At 70.4% G+C, this 26,419-nt stretch carries 16 protein-coding genes; 8 read left to right on the top strand and 8 right to left on the bottom strand.

Annotation, left to right across the window (positions count from 1 at the left end; translation table 11 throughout):
• Positions 1–233: 233 nt before the first annotated feature.
• A complete protein-coding gene (locus tag MKK69_RS30195) occupies positions 234–2,900 on the bottom strand; it encodes an MMPL family transporter (protein WP_243973866.1) in 2,667 nt (888 codons plus the stop codon).
• A gap of 613 nt (positions 2,901–3,513) precedes the next feature.
• Between MKK69_RS30195 and hpnH the strand changes: the two genes are divergently transcribed.
• Positions 3,514–4,677, top strand: a complete 1,164-nt coding sequence (hpnH, locus tag MKK69_RS30190) for an adenosyl-hopene transferase HpnH (RefSeq protein WP_243973858.1) — start codon at positions 3,514–3,516, stop codon at positions 4,675–4,677.
• 298 nt (positions 4,678–4,975) lie between these two features.
• Here hpnH and MKK69_RS30185 read toward each other — a convergent pair whose 3' ends face one another.
• Positions 4,976–6,178, bottom strand: a complete 1,203-nt coding sequence (locus MKK69_RS30185) for a lytic murein transglycosylase (RefSeq protein WP_243973857.1) — start codon at positions 6,176–6,178, stop codon at positions 4,976–4,978.
• A 461-nt stretch (positions 6,179–6,639) separates the two neighbouring features.
• On the opposite strand from MKK69_RS30185, the gene MKK69_RS30180 reads away from it, so the two are divergent.
• Positions 6,640–8,340 carry a methyl-accepting chemotaxis protein gene (locus tag MKK69_RS30180; protein ID WP_313900896.1) on the top strand — a complete coding sequence of 567 codons (1,701 nt, stop codon included), beginning with the start codon at positions 6,640–6,642 and terminating at the stop codon, positions 8,338–8,340.
• A gap of 47 nt (positions 8,341–8,387) precedes the next feature.
• Here the strand turns inward: MKK69_RS30180 and leuD are convergent, their stop codons facing one another.
• Together leuD and MKK69_RS30170 are read right to left on the bottom strand one after the other, a co-directional pair.
• Positions 8,388–8,990 (bottom strand): 3-isopropylmalate dehydratase small subunit, encoded by a 603-nt coding sequence (gene leuD / locus MKK69_RS30175; RefSeq protein WP_243973855.1) that lies wholly within the window; start codon positions 8,988–8,990, stop codon positions 8,388–8,390.
• A gap of 69 nt (positions 8,991–9,059) precedes the next feature.
• Entirely contained in the window at positions 9,060–9,791 is a 732-nt protein-coding gene (locus MKK69_RS30170; RefSeq protein WP_243973854.1) for a HisA/HisF-related TIM barrel protein, read from the bottom strand.
• A 9-nt stretch (positions 9,792–9,800) separates the two neighbouring features.
• Here MKK69_RS30170 and MKK69_RS30165 point away from each other — a divergent pair, with 9 nt between their 5' ends.
• Genes MKK69_RS30165 through MKK69_RS30155 form a run of 3 tightly spaced genes read left to right on the top strand, consistent with a single transcriptional unit; the run spans position 9,801 to position 11,842 of the window.
• On the top strand, positions 9,801–10,850 hold the full coding sequence (locus MKK69_RS30165; RefSeq protein ID WP_243973853.1) for a hydantoinase/oxoprolinase family protein: 1,050 nt from the start codon (positions 9,801–9,803) through the stop codon (positions 10,848–10,850).
• Entirely contained in the window at positions 10,847–11,047 is a 201-nt protein-coding gene (locus MKK69_RS30160) for a hypothetical protein (RefSeq protein ID WP_243973852.1), read from the top strand. The genes MKK69_RS30165 and MKK69_RS30160 overlap by 4 nt, the downstream gene beginning before the upstream one ends.
• A gap of 12 nt (positions 11,048–11,059) precedes the next feature.
• The gene (locus MKK69_RS30155) at positions 11,060–11,842 is read left to right on the top strand and encodes a hypothetical protein (protein WP_243973851.1); all 783 of its coding nucleotides are present in this window, start codon (positions 11,060–11,062) and stop codon (positions 11,840–11,842) included.
• A 90-nt stretch (positions 11,843–11,932) separates the two neighbouring features.
• Here the strand turns inward: MKK69_RS30155 and rplS are convergent, their stop codons facing one another.
• The 3 genes from rplS to argB form a co-directional block, all read right to left on the bottom strand.
• Complete coding sequence (rplS, locus tag MKK69_RS30150) at positions 11,933–12,364, bottom strand: 50S ribosomal protein L19 (protein WP_243973850.1); 432 nt, start codon at positions 12,362–12,364, stop codon at positions 11,933–11,935.
• Positions 12,365–12,511: 147 nt separating this feature from the next.
• The gene (locus MKK69_RS30145) at positions 12,512–13,252 is read right to left on the bottom strand and encodes a pyrimidine 5'-nucleotidase (protein ID WP_243973849.1); all 741 of its coding nucleotides are present in this window, start codon (positions 13,250–13,252) and stop codon (positions 12,512–12,514) included.
• A 165-nt stretch (positions 13,253–13,417) separates the two neighbouring features.
• Entirely contained in the window at positions 13,418–14,311 is an 894-nt protein-coding gene (argB, locus tag MKK69_RS30140; RefSeq protein WP_243973848.1) for an acetylglutamate kinase, read from the bottom strand.
• Between the two features lie 314 nt (positions 14,312–14,625).
• Here argB and MKK69_RS30135 point away from each other — a divergent pair, with 314 nt between their 5' ends.
• The 3 genes from MKK69_RS30135 to MKK69_RS30125 all read left to right on the top strand — a co-directional run bounded on the left by MKK69_RS30135 (position 14,626) and on the right by MKK69_RS30125 (position 25,146).
• Complete coding sequence (locus tag MKK69_RS30135; RefSeq protein WP_243973847.1) at positions 14,626–15,969, top strand: UDP-glucose dehydrogenase family protein; 1,344 nt, start codon at positions 14,626–14,628, stop codon at positions 15,967–15,969.
• Positions 15,970–16,339: 370 nt separating this feature from the next.
• Positions 16,340–23,782 carry a type I polyketide synthase gene (locus MKK69_RS30130; protein WP_243973846.1) on the top strand — a complete coding sequence of 2,481 codons (7,443 nt, stop codon included), beginning with the start codon at positions 16,340–16,342 and terminating at the stop codon, positions 23,780–23,782.
• A complete protein-coding gene (locus tag MKK69_RS30125) occupies positions 23,779–25,146 on the top strand; it encodes an aminotransferase class I/II-fold pyridoxal phosphate-dependent enzyme (protein ID WP_243973845.1) in 1,368 nt (455 codons plus the stop codon). The genes MKK69_RS30130 and MKK69_RS30125 overlap by 4 nt, the downstream gene beginning before the upstream one ends.
• 148 nt (positions 25,147–25,294) lie before the next feature.
• On the opposite strand, the gene MKK69_RS30120 is transcribed toward MKK69_RS30125, so the two are convergent.
• A partial coding sequence (locus MKK69_RS30120) for a polysaccharide biosynthesis/export family protein (RefSeq protein ID WP_243973844.1) occupies positions 25,295–26,419 on the bottom strand: 1,125 nt, incomplete at its 5' end.

Raw genomic sequence — 26,419 nt, 5'->3', positions numbered from 1 at the left:
CCGGCGGATGCGTCGGCCCGAAGGGCAATGGAGGCTCGACCGCTTAGGTGAAGTAACCCTGGATCGACCCCATCGTCCGGGAACCCTCGATCGCGGTGCCGCGCCTCCACACCGACAGCGCCCTGCCGGCGGCCCTGGCGCCCTGTCGCAAAGCGGGCCGGGTGGGGACCGCGCGCTTCAACGACGATCCCTAGCCCGACCTTTTCTTCGAGAAGGCCCTCTGAGCGGGGCGCCTATTTGGCCGGCACCGGATCCTGGCGCGCCGTGCTCTTGCGCAAAGCCGCGCCGACCGCCTTCTCCGCCTCGGGCCGGTCCTCGTCGGGCTGCGCCGGCGGCTCGCCCAGCGTTGCAGGCACCACGAAGAACGCCGCGATCAGGGTGAAGAACAGCGACAAGGCCAGCAGCTTGCCCATGCTGGCCGTGCCCGGATGGCTCGACAGGACCAGGGAGCCGAAGGCGCTGCCGGTCGTGAGCGCCGAGAAGAAAATCGCCCGGGTCAGGCTGGAGGCCAGCATGTCGGTCACCCCCGCCCGCCAGGCGATGACGTAGTAGATGTGGAAGGCGACGCCGACCGCGAGCATCAGCGGCAGGGCGATGATGTTGGCGAAGTTCAGCGGCATGCCGATGATGCGCAGGGCCATCAGCGTCCACAGGGTCGCGATCACCAGCGGGCCCAGCGTCATCGCCACGTCCCAGGGCTTGCGCAGGGCCACCGACAGGATGACGAAGATCAGCACGAAAGCGGTCACGGCCGCCTGCACGAAGGCGCCCAGGATCGTGTAGGTCGATTGCGTCGTCGCCACGGGCGCGCCGGTGGCATGAGGCGCGACCTTCAGCACCTCGTCCGAGAAGGTGCGCAGCACCTCGTCGTCGTTGGAATCACCCTTGGGATGGACCTCGATGCGGGCGCGCCCGTCCGCCGCGACCCAGTCGGCCTTCAGCTGCGGCGGCAGGTTGTCGAGCGTGATCTTTTCCGGATGGAGCAGGTCGCGCAGCCGGGCCAGCAGCGGACCGAGGTCCTTCGTCAGGGCGACCGAGGCCGCCTCGCGCAGCGGCACCGGGCCGGCGGCGAGCTTGTCCAGCGTGCCGGCGAGCTGCTTGGCCGCCCCCGCACCCTTGGCGTCGCCCTTCGCGTCCCCGGCGACGCCGTTCAGCGCCGTGGCGGCATCCTTGAGCGCCTTGACGTTGTCGGCATCGCTCGGCGGCGGCGGCCTGCGGCCCGGGTTCAGCACCGGGTCGAGGAGCTGCGCTGTGTCGGCGATCGCCGCGAGCTTCTTGTCCTGATCCCGGGGCACGAAGGTGTCGACGCTGTTGACCGACGCCGTCACCGGCAGGGCCGCCAACTTCTGCGAGAGCGCCGGCACCGCCTCCACGCTCGGAGCCAGGACGTCGATGAGGTTCGGGCTGGTCTCGGGGTTCTTGATCAAGTCCAGATAGGTGGCGATGGATTCCGTCTTCGTGCTGCGCAGGTGCATCGGGTTGGAATCGAAGGGCAGGTGCCAGAGCAGGGGCGCGCCCGCCAGGGTCACCAGACCGACGGCGATCAGGATCGGCTTGCGGTGGCGGATGATCCAGGGATCGACACCAACGAGCCACGAGGTCTGCACCGCCGCCTTCTCGCCCTTGGGCTCGAACACCGCGATCAGCGCCGGCAGCAGCGTCAGTGCGAACAGGAAGGCCACGACCATGCCGACGCCGGCGATGAGCCCCAGTTCGGAGACACCGCGGAAGGCGGTCGGCAGGAAGGCGAAGAAGCCCGCCACCAGCGACACGGCGGCCAGGGTCAGCGACCAGCCGACCCCGCGGGCGGCGGCGCGGATCGCGCTCTGCAAGGTCGGCTGCTCGTAGCGGTCCGCCCGGTAGCGCACCGAGAACTGGATGCCGAAATCGATGCCGAGGCCGACGAACAGGGCCGCGAAGGCCACCGAGATCGGGTTCAGCTCCTTGACCATGATCAGGCCGAGGGCGGCGGTGACGATGAGGCCCGCGAAGGTGGTGATCAGCACCGCGCCGACGAGCTTGCCGGAGCGCAAGGCCAGCCACAGGAACAGCACGATCGCGCCCACGATGATGCTGTTGTTGACGCCGGCATCCTCCGACAGGGTGGCGAATTCCTCGTCCGCCACCGCCACCGTGCCGGTGAGCCGCATCCGCAGCCCGTGCTCGCCGTCGATCTTGAGATCCTGGGCGACGTTCCGGATCAGCTTGGTCGCCTGATAGCCGGGCTCCAGGGCGTTGAAATCCAGGACCGGCTGGATGAAGACGAACTTCATCTTGTCGGTGACGCTGCTCTGGCCGTTCGCCAGCAGCTCCTGCCACGACATGCGCGCCGGCTTGCCCGCCAGCACCTGCTGAAGGGTGGCGTCGATCTGCCCCATGGGCTTCTCGAGATCCTCCAGCTTGGCGTCGCCGGTCTTCACCCCGCGTGCGCCGAGGGACAGGACCCGCATCACGCCCCGCAGGGACGGATCGGCGGCGAGCGGCCCGAGCAGGCCCTGCTGCTGGGTGAGCGCCTCGAGGGTCTTGTCGAGTTCGGCCTGAGACATCAGCAGCAGGCCGTTCTTGTCGAAGAACGGGCCGCCGTCGGGCCGGTAGACGGTCTCGATCAGGTTCTTGTGGGCGGTGAGCGCCTTGGCGAGGTTGGCGGCCGCCTCTTCGGTGATTTCGGGCGTCGCGCCGTTGATCACCGCCACGATGGTGTTGGTGCGCTGCGGGAAGGCCTGCTCGAAGTTGATCTCGTCCTGGCGCCAGGGCTCCTTCGGATCGATCAGCCGCTCGACATCGGTGTTGATTCGAAACAGATGCGCCGCGACGCCGCCGCTCGCGACCGTGACGAGCGCCACCAGGGCGATCACGATCCACCGATACCGCACCGAGAACGCGACGAGACTTTCGATCACGAGCACCCTGCCTGTTCGCCTCGGACGCACCCCCGGCGCGCCCGGAACTTGCCATCCAGCTCTTCGGAATCCCGGGGACCGGCGCGGCGCAGAGCCCGCATGCCGACCGCCCCGCGATCCGTTCGAACGCGCACCGGGTTCGCGGAACGCCACACGGTCCGCCCCAGCCGTGCAACACGCATGCGCACGCCGAGCCTGGCCGATATGGACCGTGGCGCGGCCGTTCGCCGTCGGCCACGGCTTGCATCGCCGCCACGAGGCTCAGTAAAGAGCGCGATGCCAGATTGCAACGCGGCCGCCCTGCCGCGGTCCGTACGGAGGATATGTGCGTTAGCGCACGGAAATGGCGCCGATGCGATCGAAATCGCGCGTCCCCGGTCGCATTGCCGACGCAATGCACGTGCTGTCCTCAAGGGCGGGCAGTCCTCGCCCACGGATCTGGCGTGCGCGGCCCATGTGGCGCCGTTGCGTCAGGCGCAGAATAAGATGTCATGACCCCGCCGAAACGGGGTCGATTGAGATTAGTTCCAAGCTAGATCGCTGGAAATCGCGATTTTTTTCGTGTTAAGCACCCCGATCGCCCCTGGGCCGACGAAGTGAAGGAGCCGCAATCTTGGGTATCCCCCTCCGGTACGTCGCGAAGATCGGCGGCTACATCCTGAAACAGCACCTGACGGGTCGCAAGCGCTACCCGCTGGTGATGATGATGGAGCCGCTGTTCCGCTGCAATCTCGCCTGCGCCGGCTGCGGCAAGATCGATTACCCGGATGAGATCCTGAACAAGCGCCTGCCGGTGGCCGACGCGCTCGAATCGGTGCGCGAGTGCGGTGCCCCCGTGGTGGTGATCGCCGGCGGCGAGCCGCTCCTGCACAAGGATCTGCCGCAGATCGTCGAGGGCATCATCGCCCAGAAGAAGTTTGCGATCGTCTGCACCAACGCGCTGCTCCTCGAGAAGAAGATCAAGGAGTACAAGCCGAGCCCGTACTTCACCTGGTCGATCCATCTGGACGGCGACAAGGAGATGCACGACCAGTCGGTGTGCCAGCGCGGCGTCTACGACAAGGCCGTGGCGGCGATCGCCAAGGCCAAGGAGATGGGCTTCCGCGTCACCATCAACTGCACCTTCTTCAACAATTCGCAGCCCGAGAAGATCGCCGACTTCTTCGACAGCGTGACCCGGATGGGCATCGACGGCATCACCGTCTCCCCGGGCTACGCCTACGAGCGCGCCCCCGACCAGAAGCACTTCCTGAACCGCAAGGCGACCAAGGACCTGTTCCGCGGCGTGTTCCGGCACGGCAAGGAGAAGGGCCGCGAGAAGTGGACCTTCCAGCAGTCGGGCCTGTTCCTGGACTTCCTGGCCGGCAACCAGACCTATCACTGCACCCCGTGGGGCAACCCGACCCGCACCGTCTTCGGTTGGCAGAAGCCCTGCTACCTGCTCGGCGAGGGCTACGCGGCGACCTTCAAGGAGCTGATGGACGAGACCGACTGGGACGCCTACGGCACCGGCAATTACGAGAAGTGCGCCGACTGCATGGTCCATTCGGGCTACGAGGCATCCTCGGTGGTCGATTCGGTCCGCAAGCCCTGGAAGCCGCTGGTGCACGCGATCCGCGGCATCAAGACCGACGGCGCCATGGCCCCGGAGGTCAGCCTGGAGAACCAGCGCCCGGCCGAGTTCGTCTTCTCGCGCAACGTCGCGCAGAAGCTGTCCGAGATCAAAGCGGCTGGCGTGGACACCAAGCAGGAAGCCCGCAAGCGCACCGCCGCCTGAGCGACGGGGCATTGCTCAATGCGAAAGGCCGCCGCGGCATCCCGCGGCGGCCTTTTTGCTGAGCGGTTCGCCGGGCCGGCGAGACACCGGCGCGGCTCCCGGTTCATGGCGGTCGACGGACCGGCGACGTCCTGGCCGTGGGGTGCAGGCCGGGCGAAGGCCCGTGAGGGGTCGGGGATGAATTGCGGCTCCCGCGCCGCGGCCGTGGCTTGGGGGCGCCGTGGCGGCGCGGCGATCACCGCCGAGGTGGCGCGTTCAGAGAGGCATCGGCCCGCGCTATGGCGGCGCCGGAACCCGGTCAGCTGCTGCGCAGCGCTTCCAGGACCTTGCCGCCGGGGCGGCCCGTCTGGGGCATCCCGAGCTTGCGCTCGACATCCTTGATCGCGTCTCGGGTCTTCTGGCCGACCTTGCCGTCCGGCTCGCCGACATCGTAGCCGCGGGCGGCCAGGCGGGTCTGGAGATCGCGCCGCTCCGCGCGGGACAGGGGCGGATCGTCGGTCGGCCAGGGCGCCTGGACACCGGTCTTGCCGCGCAGCCGGTCGGACAGGACCGCGATGGCGAGGCCGTAGGATTCGGCGGCGTTGTACGAGTAGATCGCGTCGAAGTTTTTCGTGACCAGGAAGGCCGGCCCGTCGATTCCGGCCGGCGCGATGATCCCGGCCGGCCCCTCGCCCGAGAGCGGGTGGCCGTCCATACGGGTCACGCCGAGGGACGCCCAATGGGCGATTGGCTTCTTGTTTCTGCGCCCGGCGGAGGCGACGTTGAAGCCGCGGGGCAGCTTGACCTCGTAGCCCCAGACCTGGCCGTGCTGCCACTTGGCCACGTGCAGGAAGTTCGCCGTCGAGCCGACCGCATCGGCCACCGAATCGACCACGTCGCGTCGCCCGTCGCCGTCGCCGTCGACGGCGAGGCGGTGATAGGTTGTCGGCATGAACTGCGTCTGGCCGAAGGCCCCCGCCCAGGAGCCGGTCAGCCGCTCCGGCGCGATGTCGCCGCGCTCGATGATCCGCAGGGTGGCGATCAGCTCGCCCCGGAAGAAGTCGCGGCGGCGGTTGTTCGAGCAGGCCAGGGTCGCCAGGGACTGCACCAGCGGCATCTTGCCGAGGTTCTTGCCGAAATTCGACTCGACACCCCAGACGGCCGCGATCGTGTAGCGGTCGACCCCGTAGCGCGCCTCCGCCTGGGCCAGGGCGGCCGCGTTCTGCCGCATGGCCGCGCGCCCGTCCTCGACCCGCTCGTCGTCGACCAAGGCCGCCATGTAGTCCCAGATCGGCGTCTTGAACTCGGGCTGCGCCTGCGAGAGTTCGATCACCTTGTCGTCGAAGCTGATGCCGCGCGTGGCCGCCTGGAAGGTCTGCGCCGAGACGCCGGCGGCGGCCGCCTGGGCCTGGATGCCGGCCACGCAGCTGTCGAAATCGGCGCGGGCCGGCAGGCTCGCGGCGCCCGCGCAGAGGAGGCCGAATCCGAGCGCGACGCCCGACCCGAGGGACTGATTCCGCATCCTGGCGTTCCCGTGTGTCGCCCGTCGTCTAGCGGCCGAATCAGGCAGCACGAGGGTTAACGACGCGTTAGCGGAGGGGCCGGCCGAGAGCGGGTGGTCCGGGAGATCGGCCTGACACCGCGCCGCGCCGGCCATCGATCGCCGCGCCCGCTCGGCACCTGGAGAGACGGGCTGTCAGGTCGCCTGCGCCGCCGTGCTGCGCTGCGACCTGTCGCAGGCATAGGCCCGGATCCACGCGCCCTGCGCCGGGAGCTGCGCGGCGGAAATTGAAGTATCGACAGCAGATTGTGCTGTTGGCCACTTCGCCGCGGATCTCATCAGGTCGTTGTTGCGACCGGTGTGGCTTCTGGAAGTGACCGATACTCATCTTCATGGTAAAATCAGTTCTCGAAGTATAGCTGGTACATTTTTGAAGGCAAATTAGTGGCTTTCTAATCTCTGTCGCGTATCATGCCGGCTCGATGCTGGGGGAGGTGATGATGCGCATTTCTGACATGTCGATCGCGAAGAAGATTATTGTTTGCTTTTTGGTGCTGATATTCATCAATATTGTGGGTGGATTTATAAATTACAACAAACTGACTTTCATAAACAAAACCACCGGATGGTCCGAGCATACCTATGACGTGTTGAACGTGAACGATCATCTGATCAGCAGCATGGTGGATCGCGAGACCGGGGTGCGCGGCTATCTGGTGGCCGGGGACCGCAAGTTCCTCGCCCCCTACGAGGCCGGTGCCAAAGCCTTCGCGGTCGCCGCGGAGCGGATCCGGACCCTGACGGTGGACAACCCGGCCCAGCAGCACCGTATCGGGCAGATCGAAGCCCTGGCCCAACGGTGGCAGTCCGAGGTCGCCGAGCCGGAGATCGCCATGATGGCGCAGGCCGACACGCAGGCTGCTGCCCGCGCCCTCCTGACCAGCGGCGTCGGCAAGGCGTTCATGGACGGCATCCGGACCCTGGTCGACGAGATCGATGCGACGGAGCGCGCCCTGCTGAAGACACGTCAGGCCGATGCGGCCGACGCGTTCTCGACCTCATACCTGACGACGCTGATTACCATCCTGGCCCTGCTCAGCAGCGCGGCTGCGTGCGCTTGGCTGCTCACCCGGCTGATCGCCGTCCCGACGCGCCAGATGACCGACGTGATGGGTGAAATGACCCGCGACAACTTCGACGTGGCCGTGCCGCATCGGGGGCGGCGCGACGAGATCGGCCGCATGGCCACGGCCGTCGAGGTGTTCAGGCAGGCGCTCATCGCCAAGCGGGCGAGTGACGCCGCAGCCGTGGAAGAGTCCGAGGCCAAGGCCCGTCGGGCCCTCCATCTGGACGCCACGGTCCAGCGTTTCGAGACCGAGGTCTCCAGCCTGACGCAGGCGCTGGCGGGCGCCGCCACGGAACTCGAGGCGACCGCCCGCTCGATGAGCGGCGTCGCGGAGCAGACCGACGTTCAGGCGCTGGCGGTGGCGAGTGCCGCCGAGCAGGCCTCGTCGAACGTCAACACGGTCGCGGCGGCCACGGAAGAGCTGTCGATCTCGATCCGGGAGATCAACGGCCAGGTCTCCCGTGCGGCCCAGGCCGCCGGCCGGGCGGCCCACGAGGCGGTTCAGACGGACGGGGCCGTCAAGAGTCTGGCCGAAACCGCGGAGAAGATCGGCGGCGTGATCGCCCTGATCTCGAATATAGCCGGCCAGACGAATCTGCTCGCGCTCAACGCCACGATCGAGGCGGCCCGGGCCGGCGATGCGGGGCGCGGCTTCGCCGTCGTGGCCACCGAGGTGAAGGAACTCGCCGCGCAGACCACCCGCGCCACCGACGAGATCAGCGCACAGATCGCCGAGATCCAGGCGGCGACCGGCCAGGCGGTCCACGCGATCCGGTCGGTCGCCCGGACCGTCGGCGAGATCGCCGACGGCTCGACCGCGATCGCAGCCGCCATGGAGCAGCAGGGCGCGGCGACTCAGGAGATCGCGCGCAACGTTCAGGAGGCCGCGTCGGGGACCGAGCAGGTCACCAGCAACATCGTCGACGTCAAGCGGGCCGCCGGCGAGACCGGCTCCGCGGCAACCCAGGTTCTCGGCGCGGCGCAGGGCCTCTCGCGATACTCCAACGACCTCGGCCGGGCGGTCGCCACCTTCCTGGCCGACGTGAAGGCGGCGTAACGGGATGCCGGACCTTCCCTAAAGGGGCGAGGTCCGGCCCGGCCCAATCAGGCCCAGTCCCGCTGGGCGAGCCTCTGCTCGTAGGCGTCGATCGCGGCGCCGCGCGCGAGGGTCAGGCCGATCTCGTCGAGGCCGTTCAGGAGATTGTGCTTGCGGCCGGCGTCGATGTCGAAATGCAGGGTGCCGCCGTCCGGTCCCTTGATGGTCTGGGCTTCGAGGTCCACCGACAGCGTGGCGTTCGCGCCGCGCTCGGCATCCGCGAACAGCTTCTCCAGGTCCTCCGGGGCGACCACGATCGCCAGGATGCCGTTCTTGGCGCAGTTGTTGAAGAAGATGTCCGCGAAGCTCGTGGAGATCACGCAGCGGATGCCGAAATCGGCCAGCGCCCAGGGCGCGTGCTCCCGGGAGGAGCCGCAGCCGAAATTGTCGCCGCAGACCAGGATCTTCGTGTTCCGGTAGGCGGGCTTGTTCAGCACGAAGTCCGGGTTCTCGGAGCCGTCCTCGCGGTAGCGCATCTCGGCGAACAGGCTTTTGCCGAGCCCCGTCCGTCGGATCGTCTTCAGGTACTTCGCCGGGATGATCCGGTCGGTATCGACGTTGATCGTCCGCACGGGCGCCGCGACGCCCTCCAGGGTCGTGAATTTTTCCATCGGCTGAAGATCTCGTGACGGTTGTTCCCTGGCGGCGGCTTTAGCAGCCGCGGGGGCTGGTCGGAAGCGTCAGGCGAGATCCGGCGCCGTGGCCCGGGACAGGGTGCCGTCGTGGAGCGCGGAGGCGACCAGCGCCCCGGCGATCCCGGCCGCGCGCAGCGCCCGCACATCGTCCGGGCCGCGGACGCCGCCGGCCGCGTAGAGGCGGGTTTCCGGCGCCCGCGCCCGCAGGGCGCCGAGGGACGCGAGGTCGGGACCGGCCCCGGCCCCGACCTGGGCCAGGGTCATGGCGATCACCTCCGGCGGCCACAGCGACGGATCGTCGTGGAGCGCCGGGGGCCCGAGCCGGTCGGCGCCGCGCGTGTCGAGGGAGAACACCGCCCGGTCCCCGAGCCGGGTCACCAGGCCGGCATCCGTCTGGCTCTCGCTGCCGATCACTGGACGCCCGAGGCCGGAGGCCAGGAACGCGTCCAGGCCGGCGGGCTCGGCGAAGCCGGCATCCACCCACAGGGCGGTGCCCGGGCAGGCGCGGGCGATCGCCGTCAGGGCGCGGAGATCGGGGGCGGCACGATCGATGATCGCGTCGAGATCGGCGACGTAGAGGGTCGCGGCCGGCCACGCGTCGAGGAGCCCGCGTGCCACCGCTTCGGGTGCGGATCCCTTTGCCAAGGGCGTCTCGATCGGGGCATAGGAGGAGCGCTCGCCCCGGCGCGCCCGCACGACGCGGCCGCCCCGGAGGTCGAGCACCGGGATCACCGCGAAGCCGGGGCGCCCGATCCTGTGGTCCATCGAGGCGTTCATCGCGGTCCCATGCGCTCACCATCCCCCAGGACAATCGGGTGGGACCTCGGCGGGGTTCACGTCAAGGCCGCTCTGGTGGAGGCCGGACGCGTCGTGGCCGCCGCCCAGGTTCCGTGCCCGCTCTGGCAGGGTCTGCCGGCCCTGGCGCAGGCGCTCGCGGCCCTGCCGGACTGGGCGCGCGGCGAGGCCGCGCACGCCGTCACCATGACGGGGGAATTGACCGATTGCTTCGCCGACCGGCGGGAGGGCGTGGCGGCGCTCTCCGGATGGGCCGGGGCGCATCTCGCCGGGATTGTGCGGATCTATGCCGGCCGGTCCGGCTTCGTCGCCCCGGAGGCGGCGGCTGAACGCGCCGCCGACGTGGCCTCAGCCAACTGGCACGCCACCGCGGCGCTCGCCGGGCGGATCGCCCCGGACGCCCTTCTGGTCGATATCGGCTCCACCACCACCGACCTCATCCCGATCGTGGGTGGCCGCCCGGCCGCCGCGGGCTACAGCGATGCGGAACGTCTGGCGACATCGGAACTCGTCTATACCGGCATCGTGCGCACGCCGGTGGTCGCGCTCGCCGACCACGCGCCCTTCGGCGGCCGCCGGACCCGGCTGATGACCGAGACCTTCGCCCACATGGCGGATGCCTACCGGATCCTCGGCCTGCTCCCCGGGGGAGCCGACCAGCAGGCGAGCGGCGACCGCAAGGGCAAGTCCGTGGCCGAGAGCGAGACCCGGCTCGCCCGGATCGTCGGGCGCGACCGGACCGAGGCCCCCGCGCCGGCCTGGGCCGCATTGGCGGGGCATTTCGCGGAGGCGCAGCTGCGCCTGCTGCACGATGCGGCCGCGCTCCTGCTCGGCCGGCCGGACATGGACGCGCGGGCGCCCCTGATCCCGTGCGGCGCCGGCGCCTTCCTGGGGGCCCGCCTGGCGGATCGGCTCGGACGCGCCTCCGTCCCGCTCGTGGACCTGCTGGGCGACCGGATCGCCGGGCCGCGTGACGGGATCTCGACCTGTGGGCCGGCGGCGGCGGTCGGCCTCATTGCCGCGGAGGGGACAATCGCATGAGTGCCATCAAGATCCTGGCCCGGATCCTCACCGCCCGGGTCGGGCCGCATATCGAGCTGGCCGTGGAGACGGAGACCGGCGAGATCCTCAAGGTGCTCGCCACAGAGGATCAGATCGACCGGCTGGTCGACGAACTGGACGACATCCTCAACTCGCCCGGCGCGCCGGACGACGACGGGCCGCCCGAAGCGGCCTGAGCGGCGCCGGCCATGAGCCTGATCGCCGCCAAGATCTTTGTCACCCCGACGCTGATGTGGGCCGTGTCGGCGGCGGCGCGCCGCTGGGGCAGCCTCGTCGGCGGCCTGCTCTCCGGCCTGCCGCTCACCTCGGCGCCGATCTCGATCTACCTTGCCGCCGAGCAGGGCGAGCGCTTCGCCGCCGATGCCGCCGTCGGGTCGGTGGAGGGGCTGGGGGCGGTGACGGCCTGCTACCTGGCCTACGTTCTCTGCGCTCGGCGGATCGGCGCCGTCGCGGCCGTCGCCCTCGCCCTGGCGGCCTTCGTGCTGGGGGGCGCCCTGCTGCACGGGCTCGTCCGGCCGGGCCTGTGGCTCGCGACAGTGATCGACCTCCCGGCGATGGCGGCCGTCATCGCCCTGTGCCGGCCGGCCCCCGAGGCCGCCGCGCCGGTCCGCGATGCGCGACCCCCGCGCTGGGACATGCCGGCCCGGCTGGCGGCGGCCACCGCCCTGGTCCTGCTGGTCTCGACCCTGGCGCCCCGCCTCGGGTCGGGCCTGAGCGGCGTCCTGGCGCCGATCCCGATCATCTCCTGGCCGCTCATCGTCTTCGCCCGTCTGCAGGACGGGGTCGGCGCCTCGCTCGAGGTGGTGCGCGGCAGTGCCCAGGGCGCGTTCGGCGTGCTCGCCTTCTACATCTGCGTTCACCTGACGCTCGGGCAGGTCGATCCGATCCTGGCCTACGCCCTCTCGATCGCCGTCTCGGCGGCCTGCGTCCTGCCCTGGCTGTTCGCGCGCCGCCGCCCGCGGGCGGCGTGACGGCGCGCGGCACCCAAAGAAAAACCCGCCCCGAGCAATCGGAGCGGGCCGCGATATGGCGCCGGCGCGGCGAGGCCGGCCGTGCGTCGATCACTCGGCGGCGGCGGGCGCCTCGGCCGGGGTGCCCTTGCCCGCGTTGTCCTTGCCCGCGTTGTCCTTGGCCTTGTAGCGGTCGGTGCGCTCGACGATGCGGGCCGACTTCCCGCGGCGGTCGCGCAGGTAGTATAGCTTGGCGCGGCGCACCTTGCCCCGGCGGACCACCTTGATCGAATCGATCATGGGGGAATGCACCGGGAAGACGCGCTCCACGCCCTCGCCGTAGGAGATCTTGCGGACCGTGAAGCTCTCGTTGAGGCCGCCGCCCTGGCGGCCGATGCAGACGCCCTCGTAGGCCTGGACGCGGGTGCGCTCGCCTTCCTTCACGCGAACGTTGACGATGAGCGTGTCGCCCGGCTCGAAATCGGGAATGGTCTTGGCGAGGCGCGCGACTTCCTCGCGCTCCAGCTGCTCGATGATGTTCATGACAAAGCTCCGGCCGTTGCGCCGCGCTGCCCCTCATGGGCGGCGGGCACCAGGATTTCGGCGATCCTGTTGTGAGTTGGCCGGCTCTCTACAGGATCGCCACCGCCTTGTCGATTGCCGATGAGAGCCGCGCCGCGCTTGGCGCCGTCAGGCCGGCACCGCGCCGGCCTCGGGCAGCACGCAGCCGGATAGGAAGGCCGCCAGATCGTCCGTGATGTGATCGATATGCGCCTCGCGCACCGCCTCCTGCTCGAACGCCTCCCGGTAGGGATCGGCGATCTTGGGCACCACCAGGACCGTCGCCATGCCAAGGTCGTGCGGCACGGCGAGGTTGCGGGCGATGTCCTCGAACAGGGCCGCGCGGGTCGGCTCGACGCCGTGCGCGTGCAGGAACCGCTCGTAGGTCGACCGCTCGGGCTTCGGCACGAAATCGGCGGCGGCGATGTCGAATACGTCCTCGAAATGGTCGAGGATCCCGAGCTTGGCCGCCACGTTCTCGGCGTGCCGGCGCGACCCGTTGGTCAGGATCAGCTTGCGCCCCGGCAGCTGCTCGATGGCGTCGCCGAGGCCCTTGTCGAGCTTGATCGCCGAATGGTCGATGTCGTGGGCGAAGTCGAGGAACTCGTGGGGATCGATATCCGCCTCGACCATGAGGGCTTTCAGGGTCGTGCCGTAGGTGTGGTAGAAATGTTTCTGCAGGGCGCGGGCCGAGAGCCCGTCGAGCCCATAGAGCCCCATGACGTAGAGCGTGATCCGCTCGTCGACCTGCGGCCAGACCCGGGCGTCGCTCGGATAGAGGGTGTTGTCGAGGTCGAACACCCAGGTGTCGACATCGGCGAACCCGCGCGCGCCGGAGGTGGTGAACTGGGCCTTGCCGGGGTGGTGCACCGTATCCCTTTGGAATCGTGATCCCCAGGGGGGATGAGTGAACCCACGGGGCCAGGCTTGCAAGGCTGGCTTGCTCGGGGCTGACCCGGAGCAGGACAATGCGCGCGCGGAGCGGAAGTTGCCGCCCCGCGCGAATCGGGTCGCCCGATCGCTTGGCGACCGGCTTCAGCCGCGCCGGATCAGCGTGCCGGCGCCGTAATCGGTGAACAGCTCCAGCAGCACCGCGTGGTTGACCTTGCCGTCCAGGATGACGACCGCCTCGACGCCGCGCTCGATCGCGTACATGCAGGTCTCGATCTTGGGGATCATGCCGCCCGTGATGGTGCCGTCGGCGATCAGGCGGCGGCAATCCTCCACGGTGAGTTCCGGGATCAGCTTCTTGTCCTTGTCGAGCACCCCCGGGACGTCGGTGAGCAGCAGCAGGCGCTTGGCCCGGAGCGCCCCCGCGATAGCCCCCGCGAAGGTGTCGGCATTGACGTTGTAGGTCTGTCCGTCCGCCCCGTAGGCGACCGGGGCGAGCACGGGAATCAGCTCGGCCTTCAGCACCGCGTCGAGCACGCCGCGCTCGACATGCTCCGGTTCGCCGACGAGACCGAGGTCGATGGTCTGCTCCTCTTGGCTCTCGGGATCGACCAGGGTCTTCAGCGCCCGCTTGGCCCGGACCATGTTCCCGTCCTTGCCGCACAGGCCGATGGCCCGTCCGCCCTCGGCCGAGATCCAGCCGACGATCTGCTTGTTGATCAGGCCGGCCAGGACCATCTCGACCACCTCGACGGTGGCCGCGTCGGTGACGCGCAGGCCGCCGCGGAACTCGGACTGGATGCCGAGCCGATCGAGCATCTTGCCGATCTGGGGGCCGCCCCCGTGCACGACGATCGGCTTCAGCCCGGATTGCTCCAGGAGGACGATGTCCTCGGCGAAATCCTCGGCCGCGGACCGGTCGCCCATGGCGTGGCCGCCGTACTTGATCACCACGATCTCCTGGTCGTAGCGCTGCATGTGGGGCAGCGCCTGGGCCAGGACCTCGGCGCGCACGTGCACGTTCGGCAATTCGGTCATCACGGTCCTTCGCCGATCCTTGGGTCAGGGCCTCGGGGCGGGACTTCGACCACACCCGTCGGGCGGTGGCGCTTCTACAGGAAGCCGCCGCCCCTGCGAAGCCGCATCCGGGCAGGGGCCGGGCAAGAAAAGGCGGTGCCCGAGCGGAATCGGCCCGCCGCGACGGCCGCATTGTCAAAGAACAGTCATGCTTCCGGTGTGTTGCGTCCGTGCGACAGGCTGGATCCGATCCAGCGCCGCCCGGGTTGCGCCGCCGTGACGCCCGGACCATGCTGCATTGCAGCGAGCCGGGGGCTGGCTGCCGGGAGGGCCGGATGCGGATTGCGATGATAGGGGCCGGCTATGTCGGCCTTGTCTCCGGAGCGTGCCTGGCCGATTTCGGGCACAGCGTGGTCTGCATCGACCGCGACCCGGACAAGATCGCCGCGCTGAACGCAGGCCGCATGCCGATCTACGAGCCCGGGCTCGACGCGCTGGTCTCCGAGAACGTCCGCCAGGGGCGGATCGCATTCCGCTCGACGCTGCGGGAGGCGGTGGCGGAGGCCGGCGCGGTGTTCATCGCGGTGGGGACGCCGTCCCGCCGGGGCGACGGATTTGCCGATCTGAGCTTCGTGTTCGACGCCGCCCGGGAGATCGCCGGGGCGCTGTCGGGCTTCACCGTGGTAATCACCAAGTCGACCGTGCCGGTCGGCACCGGTGACGAGGTCGAGCGCATCATCCGCGAGACCAATCCCGCCGCCGACTTCTCCGTGGCGTCGAACCCCGAATTCCTGCGCGAAGGCGCGGCCATCGCCGACTTCAAGCGCCCCGACCGCATCGTGGTCGGCACCGAGGAGGCCCGGGCCGAGGCGGTGCTGCGCGAGGTCTGCCGGCCGCTCTACCTCAACGCCGCGCCGATCCTGGTGACGAGCCGCCGCACCGCCGAGCTGACCAAATACGCCGCCAACGCGTTCTTGGCCGCGAAGATCACCTTCATCAACGAGGTGGCCGACCTGTGCGAAGAGGTCGGCGCCGACGTCCAGCAGGTCGCCCGCGGCATCGGGCTGGACAACCGCATCGGGTCGAAGTTCCTCCATGCCGGGCCGGGCTACGGCGGCTCGTGCTTTCCGAAGGACACCTTGGCCCTGGTCAAGACCGCCCAGGATGCCGGCACGCCGCTGCGCCTCGTCGAGACCGTGGTGGCGGTCAACGACCAGCGCAAGCGCGCCATGGCCCGCAAGGTGATCAAGGCCTGCGGCGGCGCCGTGCGCGGCAAGACCGTCGCCCTGCTCGGCCTGACCTTCAAGCCCGACACCGACGACATGCGCGACGCACCGTCGCTGGCGATCGTGGCCGGGCTCCAGGATGCCGGCGCGGCGGTGCGCGCCTACGATCCCGAGGGGATGGCGCAGGCCCGCGCCTTGATGCCGACGGTGGATTATGCCGAGAGCCCCTATGCCTGCGCGGAGGGCGCCGACGCCCTGGTGATCGTCACCGAATGGAACGCCTTCCGGGCGCTCGATCTCGACCGGGTGCGCCGGACCATGGCGTCGGGCGGATCCGCCCCCGTGCTGGTCGACCTGCGCAACATCTACGACCCTGAAACCGCCACGCGCCACGGTTTCGCCTATTGCGGCGTCGGACGCAGCGGGGCCGCCCGTGCGCCGTATCCGTCTTGAGCCGGGGCCGCAGCGGTCCGCGCGATGCCGAACCGGCGCCGGTGCCGCGTGGCCATTTGGAAGATCTCTCCGTGGCGTGCGCGGCGTGCCGGTAGACGGTCCCCCGCCTGCGACGCGAAACTATGGCTTTCTGATGATCGTCTAGGCGTCTCTCAAACCAGTCGACCCGTCCTATCCTGGCGTTCTGAGCCCCGGGATTGGATAAGCTTCTGATGAATACATGTCACAGCCTTCGGCAATTTCGCCGGGCGGGGATGACCTGGCATCGGGGCTGGTTGGACACCGCAATGGTGCCACAGTAAGGGGTGAGAGGGTACTCACTCGTCGAGAGCCGAGCCGACTTCCGATAACGAGCGTGTGCGAACCGAACGTGACACAACGTACAGATATTGCGATCGTCGGACGCGCATGCCGACTGCCCGGGGCCCCGAGCGTCGACGGGCTATGGCACCTCCTCTCCGAGGGGCGTTGCGCCGTCAGCAAGGTACCGGCCGACCGCTTCTCCCTGGAGCGGTTCGCGCATCCCCGGGCCCATGAGCGCGGCAAGAGCTACACCTGGGCGGCGGGCGTCATCGACGACGTGTGGTCGTTCGATCCGGCGGTGTTCGGGATCTCGCCCCGCGAGGCCGAGCAGATGGACCCGCAGCAGCGGATGCTGCTGGAGCTCACCTGGGAAGCCCTCGAGGATGCGGGCCTGCGCCCGTCGAGCGTGGCCGGCAGCCATATCGGCGTGTTCGTCGGCGCCTCGTCCCTCGATTACGGCAATTTGCGCATCCTCGACGCGCCGTCGGGCGACGCCTACGCGGCGACCGGCAACACCCTCTCGATCATCTCGAACCGCATCTCGTACATCTTCGATCTGAAGGGTCCGAGCTTCACGGTCGACACCGCCTGCTCGTCCTCGCTCGTCGCCTTCGACAACGCCGTCCAGGCGATCCGCTCGGGCCGCGTCGACACGGCGGTGGTCGCCGGCGTGAACGTGCTCGCCAGCCCGTTCAACTTCATCTGCTTCTCCAGCGCGCAGATGCTCTCGCGCACCGGCCTGTGCCAGGCGTTCTCGAAGAACGCCGACGGCTATGTGCGCTCGGAGGGCGGCGTGGTGTTCGTGCTGCAATCGGCCGAGGCCGCACGGCGCAACGGCGCCACCGTGCGCGCCGTGGTCGCGGCCTCCGGCATCAACTCCGACGGGCGCACCACCGGAATCTCCCTGCCGTCGGGCTATGCCCAGGGCGCCCTGCTGGAGAAGGTCTACCGCGAGGCCGAGATCAACCTCGACGACCTCGCCTTCATGGAAGCGCACGGCACCGGCACGCCGGTGGGCGACCCGATCGAGGCCTCGGCCATCGGCTCCAAACTCGGTCGCGGCCGGCAGGCACCGCTGCCGATCGGCTCGATCAAGACCAATATCGGCCACACCGAGCCGGTTTCCGGCCTCGCCGGCCTGATGAAGGCGACGCTCGCCCTGGAGCACGACCTCGTGCCGCCGTCGCTGCACGCGGCCGAGCTCAATCCCGAGATCCCGTTCGACGAACTCAACCTGAGCGTCGTGCGCAAGGCCCTGCCGATCAGCCGCGGCCCGCGCGAGCGCTTCGCCGGCGTGAACTCGTTCGGCTTCGGCGGTACCAACGCCCACGTCGTGATCACCGACGCCCCCGCCTGGGCGAAGCCCGACGCCGCGGCGCCCCGGGCCTCCGCCCAGGTGCTGCTGCTCTCGGCCCAGAGCCGCGCCGCGCTGAACGAGCTGGCCCTGGACTACGCCGAGCGGCTCGAGGCCGAGCCCGCCCGGGCCCCGGCCATCGCCGCCGCCGTGGCGCATCGCCGGGAGCGGATGCCCGCCCGCCTCGCCGTCGCCCTGGACGGCAAGACCGACATCGCCGCGGCCCTGCGCGCCGTCGGCGAGGGCGAGGATTCGCCGGACGCCTTCACCGGCACCGCGGTCGACCGCGTCGCCGAGGTGGCCTTCGTCTATTCCGGCAACGGCAGCCAGTGGGCCGGCATGGGCCGCGAGGCCTACGCGGAGAACCCCGCGTTCCGCGCCGCCTTCGACCGGGTCGACACGCTGTTCCAATCCTATGCGGACTGGTCGCTGAAGGACGCCCTCTACGCCGAAGACCTGGACGAGCGCCTCGCGCTCACCAGCGTCTCGCAGCCGCTGATCTTCGCCATCGAGAGCGCCTCGACGGCCGCGCTCCGGGCGAAGGGCCTGATCCCGTCCTACGTCCTCGGCCACAGCGTCGGCGAGATCGCCGCCGCCGAGGCCGCCGGGATCCTGAGCCTGGAGGACGCGGTCCGGGTCATCTACTACCGCAGCCACCATCAGGAGACGACGCACGGCCAGGGCACCATGGCGGTGCTGCTGATGCCGGCCGAGGAGGTCGAGAGCTTCCTCAAGGATTATCCGAGCCTCGACATCGCCGCCTATAACAGCCCGAAGGCCGTGACGGTGGCCGGGCCGGTGGCCGATATCGACGCCGCCCTCAAGGCCCTGTCGCGCAAGCGCCGGCGCGGCCGCAAGCTCGACCTCGCCTACGCCTTCCACGGACGGCTGATGGATCCGACCGAGAAGCCGCTGCTGCGCGATCTCGCCGGCCTGAAGGCGCGGACGGGCACCACCGCCATGGTCTCCACCGTCACCGGCTCTGTGCTGGACGGGTCCAATTTCGGCGCCGGCTACTGGTGGCGCAACATCCGCGAGCCGGTGCGCTTCAGCGAGGCCGTGCAGGACGCCACCCGCCGGGGCGCCCGCATCTTCGTGGAGGTCGGACCCCGCGCGACCCTGATGTCCCACGTCGGCGACGCGGTCGAGCCGCTGGGCATCGAGACCGCCACGGTCGGCGTGATGCACCGCAAGGCCTCCGGCGGCGACCCGATCGCCAAGGCGGTCAGCGCCGCCCTGGTCCAGGGCGCGCAGGTCGATGAGGCCCTGCTGTTCGGCGATGCGCCGAAGGGCGACGTGCGCCTGCCCACCTATCCGTGGCAGCGCCGCCCGTTCCGCCTGGCCGACACCACCGAGGGCGTCGGCGCCATGAGCCCCCGGCCCTATCATCCGCTGATCGGCTCGCGCACCACCTTCGACGGCCTGGAGTGGAACGGCTTCGTCGATCCGGCCACGGTCCCCGAACTGGAGGACCACAAGGTCGACGGCCAGGTGATCATGCCCGGCGCCGGCTTTGTCGAGATGGCGCTGGCCTGCGTCCGCGAGGCCCTGCGCGACGACGAGGTCGTGCTGGCGGATTTCGAGATCGTGGCGCCGATGGTGTTCGCCGAGGACGCCCTGCGCGAGGTCGCGGTGCGCCTGTCGGGCTCGGGCAACGGCATCCAGGTCCTCAGCCGGCCGCGCCTGACGCAGACGCCCTGGCAGATTCACGCCCAGGCCAAGATCGTCGAGGGCACGTTCTCGGCCCCGAAGGTGCCGGAGCTGAACGGGTTCAGCTTCGAGACCGCGGGTGACCACGTGCTCGCCGGCGAGGCGCTGTACGCCAAGGCCCTCGCCTCGGGCCTGGCCTTCGGCCCGAGCTTCCAGCAGGTCGCCATGAGCGCCCGGCTGGACGACGCCACCATCGTGTCCGACCTGCTGCCGGCCGAGCCCGACAGCCGCTACGCCCTGGTGCCGAACCGGCTCGACGCCTGCTTCCACGGGCTGATCCTGCTCTTCGCCGACCTGCTCGGCGAGAATGGCGGCAAGGCCTATATCCCGGTGCGCTTCGGCGAGGTCCGGCTGCTGCGCCCCGGCGCGGTGATCGCCCGCTCGATCATCCGGACCCGCCGGTGCAACGAGCGCTCGATCCTGGCCGACTTCACCCTCCTCGACGCCGAGGGGGCCGTGGTCGCCACGATCCGCGAGGGCCGGTTCCAGGCCCTGCGCGCCAAGAGCGGCGGCGACCTCTCGGCCTTCGCGATCTCCCAGGTGCCGGAACTCGCCACCGAGCCGACCGCGATCCCGATGGAGCGCCGACCGAGCGTGGCCGCGCGCCTGCGGCCGCTCGCCGCCGAGGCGAAGGGACCGGCCGACGCCGCCCTGTCGCCGGGGCACCTCCTGCTGGAGGGCTGGGCGACCTCCCTGGCCTACCGCCTCGCCTCCGGGCTGGCGCAAGGCGAGACCGTGTCGGTCGCCGATCGCCGCGTCCCCGAGGCCCTGCGCCCCTGGCTGCTGAACGCCCTCTACGCCCTGGAGAGCAGCGGCCTGGCCGAGCGCGCCGGCGAGAACTGGGCGCTGGGCGACGGCTCCGCGCTGCCGGCCCCCGACGAGATCATGCGCTGGATCGCCGGCGACCATCCGGATCTCTCGGCCGAGTTGGTGCTGATCGCCGATGTCGGCGCCCTGGTCGATCGCCTGCTCGCCGGCACGCTGACCGACGCGCCCGCCCTGCCGCAGGGCGCCATCGACGCCTTCGTGCTGCGCTCGGCCACCGCGCGCCACGGCGCCGACGTGGTCGCGAAGCTCATCGAGCGGAGCCGCGTGCAGCTCCCGAAGGAGCGGGCGCTGCGGGTTCTGCAGGTCGGCTTCGGCCCACTCTCGGCTCAGGCGGCGACCTTCGCGGCCGCCGCCGAGGCCCGGCTCACCGTGTTCGAGACCGACCGCAGGCTGGCCGAGCGCGCCCGCCTGTCGCTCGGCCGCGCCGCCGCCGTGGTCGAGACCGCCGAGGAGCTCGCCCCCGGCAGCTTCGACGTGATCCTGGCGGCCGGCAGCCTCCACCGGGGCGACCGCGCCCTGCCGGGCCAGCTCGCCGGGGCGCTCGCCACCGGCGGCCTGCTCGTGGCCGTCGAGCCGGGCGCGTCCCTGTTCCGCGACCTCGTGTTCGGCCTCACCGCCGGCTGGTTCGAGGAGGCCGTGGGCGGCCTGCCGGTCGGCCGGCTCGAGGATATCGAGGGCTGGCAGCGCACGCTCAGCGCCCACGGCCTCGTCAAGGTCGAGGTCGAGCGGGCGGCCTCCGCCAACGGCGACGACCTGCTGCTGACGGCCGAGGCACCGGTGCGTCCGGGCCCGGCCGCGGCGCAGAGCTTCGCCTTCATCATCGGCTCGGACGACGAGTTCGCGGCCGAGACCGCCTCGTCCCTGGCGACCCTGCTGGTCGCGGGCGGCGTCCACGTCTCGATCATCCTCGATTCCGAGACCTCCCTGATGGAGCTGGAGAAGGAGACCCCCGATACGGTGGTGTTCCTGGCCGGCGCCTTCACCCGCGGCGGCGAGGCGGCCGAGCGGCTGCGCGACCGCTGCCTCAGCCTGAAGCGCTGCATCGAGCATCTCGGCGCCCGCCAGACCCGCCTGTGGGTGGTGGCGCCGGGCGCGACCCGCGACCGCGGCGGCCAAGCCACCAACGTCGAGGCCGGCGTTTGGGCCTTCTCCCGCACGCTGGCCAACGAGGCCCCGAACCTGGATGTGCGCCGCATCGACCTCTCCCCCGAGATGTCGTCGAAGCGCGCGTCCGAGCGCCTGCGCGACCTGATCCTCTCCGGCACCCCGGAGACCGAGATCGTGCTCGACGACGAGCGGACGCAGGTGGTGCGTTTCCATGCCGGTCGGCCGCAGCACCGGGATCCCGCCGATGCCGTCCCGGCGGAGGCGGCGCGCCTGGAGCGGAGCAACACCGGCGGCCTCAGCGAGATGGTCTGGGGTCCGGCCGAGCGCCGCACCCCCGGCAAGGGCGAGTTGGAGATCGCGGTCGAGGCCACCGGCCTCAACTTCCGCGACGTGCTCTGGGCGCTCTCGATGCTCCCCGAGGAGATCCTGGAGGACGGCTTCGCCGGCCCGCGGCTGGGCCTCGAATGCGCCGGCCGGGTCACGGCCGTCGGTCCGGGGGTGAAGGGCTTCAAGGTCGGCGATCCGGTCGTCGCCTTCGCCCAGTCGGGCTTCGCCACCCACATCGTCGTGCCCGACCTCGTGGTCGCGCCGATGCCGCAGGGCCTCGACCCGATGGCGGCCGCCACCGTGCCGGTGGCGTTCCTCACCGCCTATTACAGCCTCGTCTCCTGCGCCCGGATGCGGCGCGGCGAGTGGGTGCTGGTCCATGGCGGTGCCGGCGGCGTCGGCCTCGCCGCGCTCCAGATCGCCAAGCTGAAGGGCGCGCGGGTCATCGCCACCGCGGGGTCCCGCGAGAAGCGGGCGCTCGTGAAGGCTTTGGGCGCCGAGCACGTGCTCGATTCCCGCTCGCTGGCCTTCGTGGACGAGGTCCGGGCGATCACCGGCGACGGGGTCGACATCGTCCTGAACAGCCTGTTCGGTGAGGCGATGGAGCGCTCGCTGAACGCACTCCGGCCCTTCGGCCGCTTCGTCGAGCTGGGCAAGCGCGACTACGTCGCCAACACCCATATCGGCCTGCGCCCGTTCCGGCGGAACCTCAGCTACTTCGGCGTCGACCTCGACCAGGTGATCCAGCACCAGGGCGATGACGGCGCGCGGATGTTCCGCGAGGTGATGGCCCTGTTCAACGACGGCGGCCTGAAGCCCCTGCCCTACCAGCCGTTCACGGCGGCCGAGACCTCGGACGCGTTCCGGCTGATGCAGCAATCGGGTCACATCGGGAAGATCGTGATCAGCCCGCCCAGGGCCGGCACGATCATGAAGGACACCAGACGGCCGTTCACGGTCTCGACCGAGGGCGTCCACCTGCTCACCGGCGGCCTCGGCGGCTTCGGCCTCGAGGCAGCGCGCTGGCTGATCGACCGGGGCGCCCGGCACCTCGTGCTGGCCGGCCGCAAGGGCGCGGCCACCGACGAGGCCAAGGCGATCGTCGCCGACCTCGCCGGCCGGGGCGTGAGCGTCACGGCCAAGGCGGTCGACATCACCAGCCGTTCGTCGGTGGATCGCCTGATCGCCGAGATCGAGCAGGGCGGGAGGAAGCTCGCGGGCGTGCTCCACGCAGCGGCGGTGCTCCAGGACGGCCTGATCGCCAACATCGACGCGGCTGCGCTCGACGCGGTGATCGGCCCGAAGGTGATCGGCGCCCAGCACCTGGACGCCGCCACCCGGGACCGCAGCCTCGACTACTTCGTGATGTTCTCCTCGGCGACGACCTTCATCGGCAACCCGGGCCAGGGCTCCTACGTGGCCGCCAACGGCTTCATGGAGGGTCTGGCCCGGCAGCGCCGCCGCCGCGGCCTGCCCGCCCTGGCGGTGGCCTGGGGTGCGATCGGCGATGTCGGGATGCTCGCCCGCAACAAGGCCGTCATGGAAGGCCTCGCCGGCCGCGTCGGCGTCACGCCGATGGAGGCCCGCCGCTGCCTTGACCTGATGGCCGAGGCGCTGGGCAGCCAGGGCACGTCCCCGGACGAGGCGGTGATCGCCATCGCGGCGATGCATTGGGGCAAGGCGCGCGAGCGGCTCGCCACCATGCGCTCGCCGAGCTACGCCGAACTCGGGTCGGACCAGCAGGCCGAGGCCGGCGGCGTCCAGGCGATCAACATCGGGGCGCTCCTCAAGGGCGGCGACCTCGACTCGGTCCGCAAGACCGTGTCGGACGCGATCGTCGAGGACATCGCCCGGATCCTGCGCCTGCCCAAGGACGATATCAGCCGCGTGCGCCAGCTCTCGGAGATCGGCCTCGATTCGCTGATGGGCGTCGAGCTCGGCGCCAGCCTGCAGGAGCGCTTCGCCCTCGACGCGCCGCCCGCTGGGCTCTCGTCCGGCATGACCGTCAACGAGCTGTCGGAGTCCTTAATTCAGGCGGTTTCCGCGCCCATGGACGAGGCAGCCGGCGTCGCGATGAGTCTCGTCTCGAAGCATGTCGGCGGTGAGATCGATGCGCAGATGATGGCGCCGCTCCGGGAACTCATCGAGCAGACGTCCAGCGAGATCAAAGAGACCAACTCATGACCGATACGGCACGGCCGGACGGCGGACGCGCGGCGCTCGCCGGCTTCGTGACCAACCGGCTCGGGCGCGCGACGCCGCGCCCGGCCCCCGCCAAGGCGGCCTCCCCCGCCGGAAAATCGGCGGCGCAGAACTTCGAGAACCTGCCCGGCTACCGGGAGCTGAAGCTGCAGCGCCAGGCGGCCGAGCTGATCGGCCTGGGCAACCCGTTCTTCCGCGTCCACGACGCGAAGGCGGGGGCGACCACCCGGATCGACCAGAAGACCTTCACCAACTTCTCGTCCTACGACTATCTCGGCCTCAACGGTCACCCGCGGGTGAGCAATGCGGCCCGGGAGGCGATCGACGCCTATGGCACCTCCGCGTCGGCGAGCCGGGTCGTGGCGGGCGAGCGGCCGGGGCATATCAGCCTCGAACAGGCGCTGGCCAAGCACTACCACTCCGAGGGCTGCGTCGTGATGGTGAGCGGCCACGCCACCAACGTGACCACCATCGGCGCCCTGCTGGAGGCCGGCGACGTGATCTTCCACGACGCCCTGTCCCACAACAGCATCGTGACCGGCGCGCAGCTCTCGGGCGCGCAGCGGCGCTCCTTCGCGCATAACGATCTCGACGCCCTGGAGAGCCTGCTCCAGGCCACCCGCCACGAGCACCGCCGGGCGCTGATCGTGGTCGAGGGCCTCTACAGCATGGACGGCGACGCGCCGGACCTGGCCGGGCTCGTCGCCCTCAAGAAGCGCTACGACGCGTGGCTGATGGTCGACGAGGCCCACGGCCTCGGCGTCACCGGCCGCACCGGCGCCGGCCTGTTCGAGCATTGCGGTGTCGACCCAAAGGAGGTCGACATCTGGATGGGCACGCTGTCGAAGACGCTGTCCACCTGCGGCGGCTACATCTGCGGACCGATCGCGCTGATCGAGTACCTGAAGCACTCGGCCGGCGGCTTCGTCTACAGCGTCGGCATGTCCCCGCCCCTCGCCGCCGCCGCCGAGGCGGCGCTGGCCGTGATGCACGCCGAGCCGGAGCGGGTCGAGCGCCTGCGCCAGAACGGGACCCTGTTCCTGGCCACCGCCAAGAAGCTCGGCCTCGACACCGGCTTCAGCCTGGGGCTGGCCGTGGTGCCGATCATCGTGGGCGATTCGCTGAAGGCCGTCACCCTGTCGGACCGGCTGTTCCGCCGGGGCATCAACGTGCAGCCGATCATCCACCCGGCGGTGCCGGAGCGGGCCTCGCGCCTGCGCTTCTTCCTGACCTCCGAGCACAGCGCGGACCAGATCCGCGATACCGTGAACGCGGTGGCCGAGGAGCTGGCGGCGATCGACAAGGGCGGCTCGCTGATCGAGCAGCTGCTGGCCAAGCGGGCTTAACGACGGCGACGCCGGGCGTCCCGCGGGGCGATCGGCTCCATCTCAGACAGCTAATCCCGGCATCGACATGCAACAGGGCGCGGATGACTTCCGCGCCCTGTTTTGCGTTCCGGCTTCTGTTGCGAAGCGGGAGTGCGGGCCAGCAGGCCTACTTCGCGTAGTAGTAGGCGGTTGCGACGGAGGAGACGGGTCCGGTGACGCCGCTGAAGGCGGAGAGGACCTTGGACAGTTCGGTGAAGGGGGCGTTGGACACGTAGACGAGGTCGCGGTTGCGCATGCGGAACGCCTGGGAGACGAACAGGCTGTTGGGGTCGCGCATGTCGATGCGGTAGACCACGGGCACGAGCGGCGTGGCGAGCAGCTTGGAGCCGGGGTTGAGCCGGCGCACGACGCTGGCGGGCTCGAACCGGAAGATGAAGGTGCCCGCCGGGTCGGCGGCGAAATCCGACAGGCCGCGCGCCTTGGCCAGGGCCTGGGCCAGGGTGATGCCGTCGGCCTGGAACGGCAGCTCGGTGGCCTGGCCGAGCGCGCCCACCGCCAGGAAGGTCTGGGGATCGCGCACCAGGGTGAGCACGTCGTTGGGCCGCAGGTAGATGTTCTCCTTGGGGTTGGACACCACGGTGGTCAGGGGGACGGTGGCGGTGACCGGCCCGCGCGACAGGCGCACGAAGGTCTCCGAGACCGGCGAGCGGTTGCCGCCGGCGGCCGCGATGACGTCGAGGATGCGGTCGCCGTGGCCGGAGAGCGGCAGGCGGGCGCCGGCGGCGCCCTCGCCGGTGACGGTGACCGCCTGGGAGATCGGGCGGGTGACCGAGACCAGCACCTGCGGCTGGATGGCCTTGCCGGCGAGTTCGTTCTCGATCAGGGACTGGACGTCCTGGGGGCGGCGGCCGGCGACCTTGATCCGGCCGGCATAGGGCACCGAGATGGCGCCGTCGCGCCCGACCGGCTGCTCGGGGATGAGGGCGGATTTGGAGCCGGCGGAGAAGCGGTCGGCGACCAGCGGCCCGGAGAACAGGCCGCCGGAGCCGGCCTCCCAGACCGAGACCGAGACCATGTCGCCGATGCCGATGACCGGCTCGGCCGACGACCGGTGGTCGCCGAAGGAGGCGAGCAGGCTGTCCAGCGGCCGTCCGCGCAGGGCCTCGACCACCGCGGGGGTGACGTCGATGATCTCGTAGCGCGCCAGCATCCCGCCATCCGGGGTGGCCACCTCCGCGCCCGCCTGGATCGCGCTCGCCGTCGGACCCGCCGCGGGCAGGTACGTGCAGCC

The sequence above is a fragment of the Methylobacterium sp. J-026 genome, from assembly GCF_022829585.1.
In the GTDB taxonomy this organism is placed as follows: domain Bacteria; phylum Pseudomonadota; class Alphaproteobacteria; order Rhizobiales; family Beijerinckiaceae; genus Methylobacterium.
Note: the sequence above shows the minus strand (reverse complement) of the source record. Positions and strands in the feature narration are given on the sequence as shown.